Source organism: Sphingobacterium sp. (assembly GCF_039596235.1).
Lineage (GTDB): Bacteria > Bacteroidota > Bacteroidia > Sphingobacteriales > Sphingobacteriaceae > Sphingobacterium.
Window position 1 is genome coordinate 110,906 of the sequence record NZ_JBCNKE010000006.1, and the last position, 11,860, is coordinate 122,765.

The 11,860-nt window shown below is 44.1% G+C and carries 6 protein-coding genes; 1 reads left to right on the top strand and 5 read right to left on the bottom strand.

Annotated elements, in window-relative coordinates; translation table 11 throughout:
- Window positions 1-18 precede the first annotated feature (18 nt).
- The 5 genes from ABDW32_RS13885 to ABDW32_RS13905 form a co-directional block, all read right to left on the bottom strand.
- Complete coding sequence (locus tag ABDW32_RS13885; RefSeq protein ID WP_343563358.1) at window positions 19-1,281, bottom strand: DUF2264 domain-containing protein; 1,263 nt, start codon at window positions 1,279-1,281, stop codon at window positions 19-21.
- The gene (locus ABDW32_RS13890; protein WP_343563360.1) at window positions 1,278-3,200 is read right to left on the bottom strand and encodes a heparinase II/III family protein; all 1,923 of its coding nucleotides are present in this window, start codon (window positions 3,198-3,200) and stop codon (window positions 1,278-1,280) included. Before ABDW32_RS13890 ends, ABDW32_RS13885 begins: the two co-directional genes overlap by 4 nt.
- Window positions 3,201-3,202: 2 nt before the next feature.
- The gene (locus ABDW32_RS13895) at window positions 3,203-4,906 is read right to left on the bottom strand and encodes a RagB/SusD family nutrient uptake outer membrane protein (RefSeq protein WP_343563362.1); all 1,704 of its coding nucleotides are present in this window, start codon (window positions 4,904-4,906) and stop codon (window positions 3,203-3,205) included.
- A 13-nt stretch (window positions 4,907-4,919) separates the two neighbouring features.
- Window positions 4,920-8,123: a TonB-dependent receptor gene (locus ABDW32_RS13900; RefSeq protein WP_343563364.1), complete on the bottom strand. Its 3,204-nt coding sequence runs from the start codon at window positions 8,121-8,123 to the stop codon at window positions 4,920-4,922.
- A 320-nt stretch (window positions 8,124-8,443) separates the two neighbouring features.
- On the bottom strand, window positions 8,444-10,834 hold the full coding sequence (locus ABDW32_RS13905) for a TonB-dependent receptor (RefSeq protein WP_343563366.1): 2,391 nt from the start codon (window positions 10,832-10,834) through the stop codon (window positions 8,444-8,446).
- A 410-nt stretch (window positions 10,835-11,244) separates the two neighbouring features.
- On the opposite strand from ABDW32_RS13905, the gene ABDW32_RS13910 reads away from it, so the two are divergent.
- The gene (locus ABDW32_RS13910) at window positions 11,245-11,742 is read left to right on the top strand and encodes a hypothetical protein (protein WP_343563368.1); all 498 of its coding nucleotides are present in this window, start codon (window positions 11,245-11,247) and stop codon (window positions 11,740-11,742) included.
- Window positions 11,743-11,860: the final 118 nt, after the last annotated feature.

An 11,860-nucleotide genomic window follows, 5' to 3' on the forward strand; every position in this document is an offset into this window, starting at 1 on the left:
CTTTGATGGTATTATTTATTAGTAAGTTACATAATAATCTTTTGGAAAAGGTAAACCTGCAAAAGCTTTTTGCGAGCTCCATTGTGCAGCAGCGTCAGACCAAAAAGCATGTGTCGGTGGAAGACCTAGTGGTAGAAATGAGAGGGAGGCAGTATAGAGCGAACCGGAGTTCGTATAACTGTCTGCTATATTTCCCTGATCGGCGTTGATAAATCCCAGGGCCATCCAACCATCCGCATGAAAAATGCGATCGGCGTAGATGTGCTTGAGGACTGCTGTCAATGCAGCGCGCACCTGTCCATTGGAGAGATCCGGGGGCAGTTTTTCATCGAGCGCCACCGCAGCCAGCGGTTGAAAGGCTGCATTTCTATACGTTGCACTCCGCCCAACAACAGGGTAGGTGCCTTCGGGTGAAATCATGCGCTCCAGATGATGTGCATAACGTTGCATACGTTTATATGCTCGGTCATACATGGATTGGTACTTTGCATCGGCGCTAAGATTATTTCTTAAGGTCTCCACTTGCATGCAATGGATGACATAGCCATTGTAATGATCAAAACTAAATCGGGCTCCATCACTATACCATCCGTCGCCGACATACCACTCCTGATCAAATTTGTTCACCGCATAATCTATTTTCTCACGGGCACAGTCTTCACCGATACTGTACAGAAAAGTTTCGGTCATTGCGGCAAATAATAACCAGTTGCTTTCGTTAGGTTTAATCCAGCGTAAGTGTTTGAATTCAGTTATAACCTGTTGCTTTGTTGTCTGCGGCAACGGATCCCATAATGCTTTTGGAGCACGCATAAATGCCTGCGCCAAATGTGCAGCATCAACCAAAGGTTGCTTGGACTTGCTACGCCAGGAGAAATAATCAGCCGAAGCAGGGTTTACACCATGTTTTATGCCCAGCAAGGCTTGTTGCTTAAATTTAGCACGCAACTTTCCTTCTGCGGTTTTATCTTCTGGCAGGGCCAGCCATGGAGCCATACCGGCCAATAATCGGCCAAAGGCTTCCAAATACCCCACACTGGGATCTATATAGTCATAAGTTTCGCTTTTAACAATTGGCATCTCCGCGCGAAAACGCTCTTTGCTGATACGATCGAGAATAGGGCTGGCCATTTTTGTTAAAATAGACACCCAATAAGCGCGATCGTCAGTAGAGGGTTGCGCCGCTGGACTACCAGATTTGCTCTGACCGATTAAGCGGCTGTTCATTAGCGCCCCTGCGGTAGTTAATGCTACGGCTTGAATCCAATTTCTTCTTTTCATTTGGCTTTTTTAATGATAAAACTATATTTCCCAGTCGATTTGATACTTTTGGCCTTCAGGCTGATGCGGTAAAGCTGCTTTCCCCATACCTGGCTCAGACGAGGGTCATCCTGTGGAATGGCCTCGTAGGAAGCAGTGAACTGTGCAGGATTAAAATGCAATGCGGCTAGATCGTCAGCCATTACAATCAGGCCCTTTTTAATTTCAGGTTCTCTAGAAACTAAAAAATGAACAGTATTGGGCTGAGTCGGATTTTTGATCTTAAACTCGTCCACAATGGCCAGGCCTTCGGCTGTAAGGCTGTAACTTCTGATCCAATGTTCAATATTGGCTGTCTTTGGATAGGCTTTCCCGATATCAAGCTGGAATTTATTCTGTTCAGGTAGGAATACCACATTTTCGGCTTTATATTCCTTACCAAAGGCCTGATCAGTGCCATTGACCAGTGGAAGATTGTGGTAGGCACCCTGCATGGTCCAGATACTATAGCGGTCGTCGCTAAATGTTTTCTTCGTGTAGGTTCCGACACCAGCATCAATAAAAAGGGGCTGCTGGTCCTGATATAGAATAAAACTTCCGACATCGTTATGGTTGTGGCTCTCATTGTTAAAACCACCTTTGGCGGCGAAGAAAAAATCTGCCTTTTTCAGATAGAGAAACTGCGTCTCCGGATACCACTTAAATGCATTTTGAGGAAGCGCTGGCTGTGTGTGCTGCAGCTGTGGAAAACAGCGTAGGTCTTCAAAAGCACGGAAGATGTCGCGTGAGGGTTTGAAGTCCGCAACTTTACCGCTATGGTCTGCCATATAGCGTGCAAATTGCATCATTTCGGTACTGTGTACATCTTGCCCATAACGATAGATGAGTAGCGGATCCCCACCGCCTTTGGCGGAGGCATCGGCAAAATTAACCACCCATCTGTCTCCGCCGATATACGATTGTGCGATGTATTCACCCATATCCCGGATAAGTGGTCTGTCAAAGATACTGATCTTGTTCTGTGTTGCCAGGGCAAGGATCTTCAGATAATCGTACAGCTTACCGGCCGCATGTCCCCAATAGGATGGGCCCTCTTCACAAGCGCCATCTTTTTTGATATAGTCGGTAAAGCGATCGACCGAAGTCATGGTTTTATAGATCCCGCTCAGTTGAACATCCGGATTGTCTTCCACCAGTAATAGGCAGGTAAGTACATTAAAATTGCACCAGGGGTTCCAGTTGTTGACCAGTTGATTTCCCTTGAGTTCAAATCCCTGCCACCACATATCATTGCGGTCGAGATAGGGCTGTATAATGCGTTGCTGGATGTGCTGTTTTAAGCGAATACTAATTTCGGGATTGATGTTATTGAAGGTGTCCCGAAAGAAATAATGTATCCATGAAAGTAAGGATCCTACATCGCCAGCCATCAGGTCGATCACGTGTGTGCGTTCCTGTGGAAGCGATCTTTTGCTGGATTGGAAAGCGGGTAGGTGGGCTGATAATGACCAGGTTGACATCTCGGTCATATGCCAGGTACCGTTTAGGATCTGATCGATGTAACGTCCTTTCCCTTCTGCCAGCTCAGCTAATAATAGGTTGGTGAGGGCAGCGCAGTTTTCGTTCATCGGCTTTTCCATTATATTGCGATTGCCGGAACGTTCATATTCCAGATAATCGGTTGCCTTGACGACCTGCCATTGATAGCTTAAGGCTTTATCTCCTTTGGCGATAACCTCTTCCTGGAATGGTGCCATCAGCTGATCCCATGCCTTTCGAGCGGAATAGTCTGGATAGGGCACCCAGGATTTGTTCCTGCTCAAACTATGCTTGAGATCTTCAGGCTTAAAAGTGTCTGTGAGCAGCTTTAATTCTTTTCCCAGTAGTCCCTGAAAAGAGAGACTACTGAGATAAAAGAATAGGATTAGATATCTTCTCATGTTTACCAATCTTGATTTTGGGGTAGAAGAGCCGCATTCATTTCAATTTCTTGTCCCGGAACCGGCCAGAGTTTATGTCGGGTTTGATATCCCCTTGTAACGAGATTATCACCGGTAATGCCCTTTTCGATAATGCCCTTCGACAGCTCTTCCAATAAGTTCCAACGTTTGAGGTCAAAATAACGCCAGCCTTCCCCTGCAAGTTCGACTGCACGTTCGTGCTGGATACGCTTACTCATTTCCGTTTTATTATTCACGACCAAAAATGAGCTGCCACTGTTTAAGGCCGGCATTTTCGAACGTGTACGGACTTTATTCAGTTCCGTGATTGCTTTGTCAAGCTGATTGGTTTCGTTATAGGCTTCGGAAAGCATCAACAATACATCTGCCAAACGAAGGATCGGGAAGTTGATCGGTGTATGCGCGCGGTCGGTAATAGCACCTTTAAGATTCCCTTCAGGGACAAACTTGCGCCATAAGTAGGTATACCAGCCGCGGTTGTTACGAATCTGTCCGAAATTTTCATTTACCCCTGTTGCGAGAATAAATTGCATGTCACGTTCTTTGTTGGCGTTCCAGCCCAAATAGTGTGAATAAGGGACGATAAGCGTCTGATTCATCCGTGGATCGCGGTTGGCATAGATCTGGCGTAGTTTGGCTGTATCAGGTACTTTCGTCAATACACCACCGGATTGTGTCGATTCCATCGCCTGTTTTTTGACGGCATTGTCGGCATTATAATTTGGGAAATGGTCATTCCAGTTGAAAGGGCTACCGTCCCGGTTTTCATAGCGGTCTGCAAGCCGGGTGCTTGGCAAGCAGTTGTTCCAGTCACTGCCAAAAGTCGATCTTGTCCCCATATACCAGGCCATAGGCATCCCATAAGGAAATCCCGTTCCACCCATGTTCTGTATGGCAAAGATCATCTCAGGGGATTGATCCCCCTCTGGCGTGAATAAAGCCGCATAATTTGCATGGAGGTTATAACCGTAGTTGTTCGTTTTATTGTAGACAAGCTCTTCGAAATCCCGGATTGCCGAGGTCCAATCTTTGTTGTATAGGGCTACTTTACCTCTTAATGCATAGGCTGCACCCTTTGTGATTCGGCCATAATGTTTAGCGTCATACGTTACGGGTAATTTATCGACAGCATAGTTGAGGTCGGCAAGGATAAATTTCCTGACATCTTCAACCGAAGAACGGCTATTTTTGAGTGAACTGAAATCTTTGTTCAGATCAACGGTCTCATCATATATAGGCAAAGCCCCATAGAGGTTTGTCAATTGAAAATACATCAATGCCCGGAGAAATTTCGCTTCGGCGATAAAACCTTCCTGTTTCGCCTTGTCTATGGTCATGGGCTGAATATGGGCAATAGCATGGTTACAGCGTTGGATTAGGTCATATCCGGCCTGCCATCTATCCACGATAATGGAGGAGCGGTCTGTAAATGTACCACTGATGACTTCGCCAAGGCCTGGAGGGTCATAGCCGAGCCCAATATCGCTAAGTCCATCATAGGAAAATTGTAAACCGAAGGTCGCTTCTTTTTTGAGATCATTGTAGCAACCGAGTATCCCAGCAAGTGCCTGGTCTTCATTTTGCCAGAAGGTATCGGCACTGACCTGACTGTAGGGTGTTGTATCGAGTTTATAACAAGATGATAATGCAATGCATCCAGCTATGAGTAGTGAAATCTTTTTCATGATATTTGACAACTTAAAATGTTAAACTAAGACCGAAAACAGCCTGTTTCATCGTAGGGTAATTGGTACCACTCACCTCGGGATCGAAGCCCTTATATTTGGTAATCGTCCAAAAGTTTTCAAGTGAGCCAAAAACACGTAGGTTCTGAACCTGGATCCGTTTGGTAATTTCGTTCGGAATAGTATAACCCAATTGAATATTTTTTACGCGGATAAAAGCCTTGTTCTGTAACCAGAAATCACTGTTTTTGATATTCCTGGTATCGGTGTATGGCAATAACCGCGGGTACTTAGCGTCCGTGGCGCCCTCTGTCCATCGGCCATCGGCGATCTCCTGATTGATCTGATAGCCCCAACGTACAGTAGGTGTGTAATAATTATCTATCCATACCGCTTTATTGCCGGCATTGCCTTGCAGGAAAACGGAAAAGTCAAAACCTTTGTAATCGAAACCCATGTTAAAGCCATAAGTGATCCTCGGTGCAGTACCATGTCCGACAGGTACACGGTCATTGTCATTAATGATGCCATCACCATTGGTATCCCGATATAGTAAATCGCCTTTTTTGGGTGTTCCATAGGATGCAAAAGGATTTACTTTTTGATTAGTATTCGGATCAGTAGGCGCATTATCAATCATTTGTTGTACAAGCTGCATATCCGCATCGGTCTGCAAGATCCGATCGGTCAAAAGTATATACTGCGTGTTGATGGCATAACCCTCCTGAATTAAGTTTGATCCCGAAATAGATTTGTCGTTGCCTTTAAATTTGACCACTTTATTGTCGATGAAGGTAAAGTTACCACCAATGTTGAACTTGAAGTCCTCACCGATCTTATCGCGGTAATTGAGGTTAAGTTCAATACCGTTATTACGTACTTTCGCAGCATTGGTACGTGGTATGGTGGCATTTCCGGCAACCAAAGGTGCTGGGAGGTTGATCAGGATATTGTTGGTTACTTTATTGAAGACATCAATGGAACCATTTAATTTGTAATTGAAGAGGTCAAAATCCAGTCCCGCATTCAGGATATAGGTGTTTTCCCAGGTCAATAGGGGGTTGCTCAACACCGTCTGTGCAAATCCAACATAGAGTTGATTGTTCAGGATATAGTTGGCTGGATTGTACAATGTCAAATATTCGTAATTGTTAATATTTGCGTCCCTGCGGAAGGATGCATCCGAAGTACCATTGTTACCCAGTGCACCATAGGAGGCACGGAATTTAAGGCTTGGCATCCATTTAACATCGTAGAAATCCTCGGAAGAGATCTTCCAACCGAAGGATGCCGAAGGGAAGGTACCCCACCTGCTTTTTCCGCTCATAAAGCGGGATGAACCGTCTGTACGGAGATTGGCTTCCAAGAGGTATTTATCGTCCCAGGAGAGGTTGAGTCGTCCAAAGAAGGAACGCATGGCCCAATCCGTAATGTTTCCTGAGGCGGAAGCATCCATGGTCGCCGCGTTTAATACCGTCAGTGAGGGATCGACAAGATCAAGTTTGGATGCCGCAAACCAACCGTCTTTAAAATATTCCTGGCTGGCCCCCACCATCACCTCATAGTTTAGTTTCTCAAATAAGGTATTTTTGTATTTGGCGATACCATCCATGTAATAACGATAGGATTTAACAGATTCGTTGGTCACGGAGGAACGACCTGTACCTGCGGTGGCGACAGTGTTTGTTAGGAAATTCCAACGGTCATTAAAAACCGGCTGTGAATAGATAAAATCATCATCATAAGTATACGTATATGAACCTTCAATAGATAGCCCTTCGACCGGTTTCAACTTTCCGTAAAAACGTGATACAAAGCGGTTTTTATTGATATTGCCTTTTTGTCCATATAAGCGATGAAGCACATTGTTGGATTGTGGGTCGTCCTCTGGATTGTTGGGTGAACCAAACCGGCCATCTGGCGCTCTAAGTACCATCCCTGGGGTACTGGCCCCCGCAAAGGTGAAGACATCGTCAATGATATTGGTCCCGATATCGGTCTTTGACACAACACCGTTAATATTCGCGCCCAAGGTCAGCCAGGGTTTTACATCGGCTTCCAGATTGATACGTCCAGTATGACGTTTATAGGTTGCCTGCTCGATAATTCCAGGATTGTTCAATAGACCATAGGAACCAAAGAACTTGATCTTTTCACTTCCGCCTGTAAAGGACAAATTATGGTTTTGACTGATCTTGTTTTGGAAGAGATCAGAAACCCAGTCTGTATTGGGATACTTCAAAGGATCCTGGCCAGCGTTTTGCCGCCAAAGATCTATTTTCTCCTGCGAAAATGTAGGTTTCGCATTGGGATCGCCGTTTTTGTAGCCTTCATTGATCAGCTCCATGTAATTGGCATAGTTAGAAACCATATGGATGGTATTGGAAGGTTTCTGGCTGGAGAAATAATTATTATAGGTAACTTTAAACTGTTCGGTCTTCCCCTTTTTCGTCGTGATGAGGATAACCCCATTGGCGGCGCGGGAGCCGTAAATAGAAGCGGATGCGGCATCTTTTAATACCGAAATACTTTCGACATCCTGCGGATTGATGAGGTTCATATCGCCGATCACACCATCGATTACGACAAGCGGATTGGCGTTATTCAATGTTCCTTGGCCGCGCACCCGAAGGGTACCACCATCATTTCCAGGTCTACCCGAGCCCTGATTGACATATAGCCCGGGTGCCTGACCTGCTAGACCTGCCGATAGGGAGGTAACGGGCCTGCTTTCCAGGACTTCAGACATTTGGACAGAGGATACCGAACCGGTCACATTTTCTTTTTTCTGGGTACCGAAACCGACGACGACAACTTCTTCGAGCCCCTTGGATTCTTTATCCAAGGTGATGGTCAAAGGTGAACCTGCATGGGCTGTCGTTTCAATGGCTTTGTAGCCAATACTTCTTATGACCAAGGTGACTTCTTTCTGTTGGCTATTGAGTTCGAAAGAACCGGTTGCATTGGTTGATGTGGCTTGATTGGTTCCCTTAATCTGGATCGTTACGTTTGCGATCCCCTTGCCTTCGCTGTCCACAACCTTACCTTGGATGGAACTTTGTTGTATGGCTAATGAAAGTTTACTTGGCATAAATTTAGGCGTCGAAGGAGCCGCCTGGGATGCTGCCAGATTGGATACGACCAACAGGCAGGATAATGGAATTGCCGCGTGCACCCAGCGATTTTTCGCAACGGATGCGTTTTGGATCTTGATCATAGGCTTTGTTAGATTTAATTGGATGAAAAAATGAATTTTCTTTACAGTGAATTTACGGCATTCGGGATCATTGATTTTACGCTTTCTTCGCAATCGTTTTCGTAACAATAGCCTTAATAGCGCAGGATTCTGATGGTTGGACCAGGCAGAAAAAGCCCGTGTTTTTGGAGGGTATATTTTTTTGTCCAGAGGAGGACGGTAGGATTAAATAGAAAGAGCCCAGTGGGGCTGGGCTTCTTTATCAAAAATTTGAATACTGTTCATCAGTTTAATTGTTTGCATGTGTATCACTTCTTGGGCGTCCAGTCATAATATGATGTTTAGAACTCAATCCGATAATTGATGGTTGGGATAATACCGGTCCATTTTTGCGGTTCGATGATACGTTTGCTGAAATTGTAATGCATCCCGACTGTATTCTCCCTGTTGAGGAGGTTTTGAATATCCAGAATAATGAGATGACTCACTTTTTTACGATTGATCCGATAGCTGGATGAAAAATCCAATCGGATATAGGGATCAGCAGTTAAGGTATTGATCCGACTCTGATCGATGATTTCCTCATCCAGTCGCAAAGATTCTTCTTCGAGCACTGGCGAGTATTTTCTACCGCCGGCATAAATCAGTTTGGCATTCATACCAAATAGGTTATTTTTATTCTTTCCGACCGTCCATTCTTTTCCTAATAACAGATTGGCAACATAGCGGGTGTTAAATGTGGTATTGTATTCCTTACCATTGAGTGCTTTGAATTTAGAATCAAATACTGAAGTGGTGGCCATAAAATAATAACCCTTGCTAAGTGATTTTTCCACCGTTAACTCGATCCCATAGTTTCTGCCAGTACCTTTATTGATCAGCTGGCGATAAGTGGATGTGCCGATGGCCGAAATGTCCGATACGTTGAGCAGGGAAAAATTCATTTCTGGATCTGAGGAAACCGGGACATTATATAAATGTTGATAATAGGCTTCGGTTTTGAATCTCAGCGTGCGGCTTAGATTTTTTTCATAGCCGATGACAGCCTGAGCGGATTTGGTGGGTGATAGTGCGGTAGGAGTGGTTGTGTTTTGACCGTTTCCACTCTTTGCAAAATAATAGCTGAGTGGTTCTAGACGATTATACAGTCCGGTACCAAAAGATATGGTTTGGTCAGTTGCGACTTTCCAGTTTAGACCCAGTCGCGGTTCTGCAGTCCAACTTTTGCTTAAGGCAAAATAGTTGGCGTGTATACCCGTGTTTAAGGTCAGGCGATCGGATAATTCAGTTTTGAGCTGGGCAAAAGCATCGTAGGTACTGGTACTGCCGTTTTCATTGATCCGTTCTTTTAATGCCGCAAGTTCGGTGTCATAGGTCAGGGCATAGAGATCATAGCGCAGTAAGCTGGCGTTGATACCTGCGCGGATGGTGTTTTTGCTGCTTGCTCTGTAATTGAGACTACCGGCATAGCGGATTGCTGTATTTGTAAATTTATCTTTGTGATATAGACTGGCTACGTAATCCTGTGTCAGGGTATCAGTTTTATTGGAATTGCGGCTGATCGATGCCGAGATAATATTGCTGAAGTACAATCGATCGTTGGCGATATATTGATGTTTTAGCCCGGCACTACCGGCATTAAATCCCAGGTTCATGTCCTGTGCATCTGTTCGCTCTTCCCATTTTTGGAAATCGCGTTTGGCAGTTTCTTTGACTGTTCCCAAGCCGCCGATCCCAAATAACGAAAATGTTCCGGCCTTCTTAGTTGGAAATACAAAATTGAAAGAGAGATCCTGATATTTCGGGATACCCGTATCCGAGACTTTTACACCTATTTTTTCCAATAGACTCAATGAGGAGTATCGGTAGCTGATTAAATAAGATGCCTCACTTCCTTTTTTGAAAGGGCCTTCTAAGGTTGCACCTACCCCCAATACCCCAACATTGAAGGTGTATTCGCGTTTATCGGTATTTCCTCTTCTGAATCTAAGGTCAAATACCCCCGATATCGCGTTGTTGTATTCAGCGGCCAGTCCACCAGTATAGAAATCAGATTTTCCCAAAACCATTGTATTGAGCATACTAATCCCGCCACCCGCAGCACCTTCGGCTCCAAAGTGATTGGGGTTGACAATTTCAATGCCTTCCAATCGCCATTGTAAGCTTTTGGGGGAATTTCCACGTACAATAATTTCATTATCATCACCACCTGCCACGGCGCCTGGAAAGCTCTGTGCCATTCTTGCCGGGTCAAAGAAAGCGCCGGCATAACGATTGGTCTCCTCAGGAGAAAAGGAGCGGCCACTGGTCATTGCCATTTGATTTAAGGGCTGCTTTCCTGTATTGGCGTAGACAACCGCTTCGTTCAGCGTATTCGCCTGTGCTTCCATTTCAATATTAAGTATATTCTCACGCCCAGAGATAATGAGCAGCTCCGATAATTCTTCCTGCCTATATCCCGCCATACGCACTTGTAGGATCTGACGTCCTACTGGAACTTGTGGAAGCTTAAATACCCCTTGTTGATCCGTGCTAACCGTTTTTGTTACACCCTTGGAAGAAAGTATGATGGTGGCGCCGATGAGCGGTAGTCTTGTATTTTTGTCTAGGACAGTGCCTTTCACAGTCTCGGTCACCACCTGTCGGTCTGTCTTCGTCGAATCTTGTGCCTGGGCAAGTGATTGCATTGTCTGGGTCGTCAGCGCAATTATTAAGATGGATGTTAGTTTCATATTGATTAAGCTTTATCTCTATGACAGCTAACTCTTATTTTACCCTTGGCAAACAGCATGATTTTTTTTTTGAACTGACACTTTTTCTTGAAGAGCCGGTTGTTTTTCAGAAACATTGGTGGTAAAATGTTATCAACAAAATATGTTTTGATAGTCAGTTAATTAACATTGTTTTTAACATTTATTATAGTGTGTTTAATCAAACGTTTTTTGGTAAAGGCCGGTATTTATGGCTTATTTTTCAGGGATATAATTACACGATTTAAATGTACGCTGCCTGCGGATTGTTTGCTGTACGGGTTAATCGAGGAAAATAATGGATTTTTATCTATTTGGTTAAAAAGTGCCCTCGCGCTGTAGCGGCCAGTTCTATTGAAACGTTATGAACTTATAACTAAATGAGAACTAATATGAATAAATTATTTAGCGGAATTTTAGTATTGATTTTGTTTTGCGGCTGCAGCAAGGATACCATTAGTCCGGAAAAAATAGCACCGGACGATCTGAAAAAACAATTAGCGCTCTATGATTGGGTTCCTACATTCGCGAATGGTGATGCGAAAGACGAGCTATATCATTATAAACCGGAAGATTGTGAAAAGGATAACCATTATTCGTTTTCTTTTGGCAATGATTTTCAAAAATTGAAGCTGGAGCGTGGAAATGAGCTTTGTGACTCCAATAAACCAACCTTTGAGCAGTCTATTTTAGAGGGAAAGTCTGAACGGTCTTTTACCTATGATGGGGAGAAAAAGAGTATTAAGTTTGCTGATAGCGATCAGTACGAAAGCTATGGTGTCCTTGTGGACGGAGATTATTTGGTCTTAACCTATCGAAATAACAATCCCGTGGTTGATTATATACCAATGGAGTACCATTTTAAGGGAAAAAGTAAAGAAAATAAATAAGTAGCATTCCTATAACACATGAATGGAAAGACGGCTTGCCGTCTTTTTTTTATATGACATAGGATGCTAGCATTTGATTCGCTCCATTGATGCAATTGGTGAAATTTCCATAACAGAA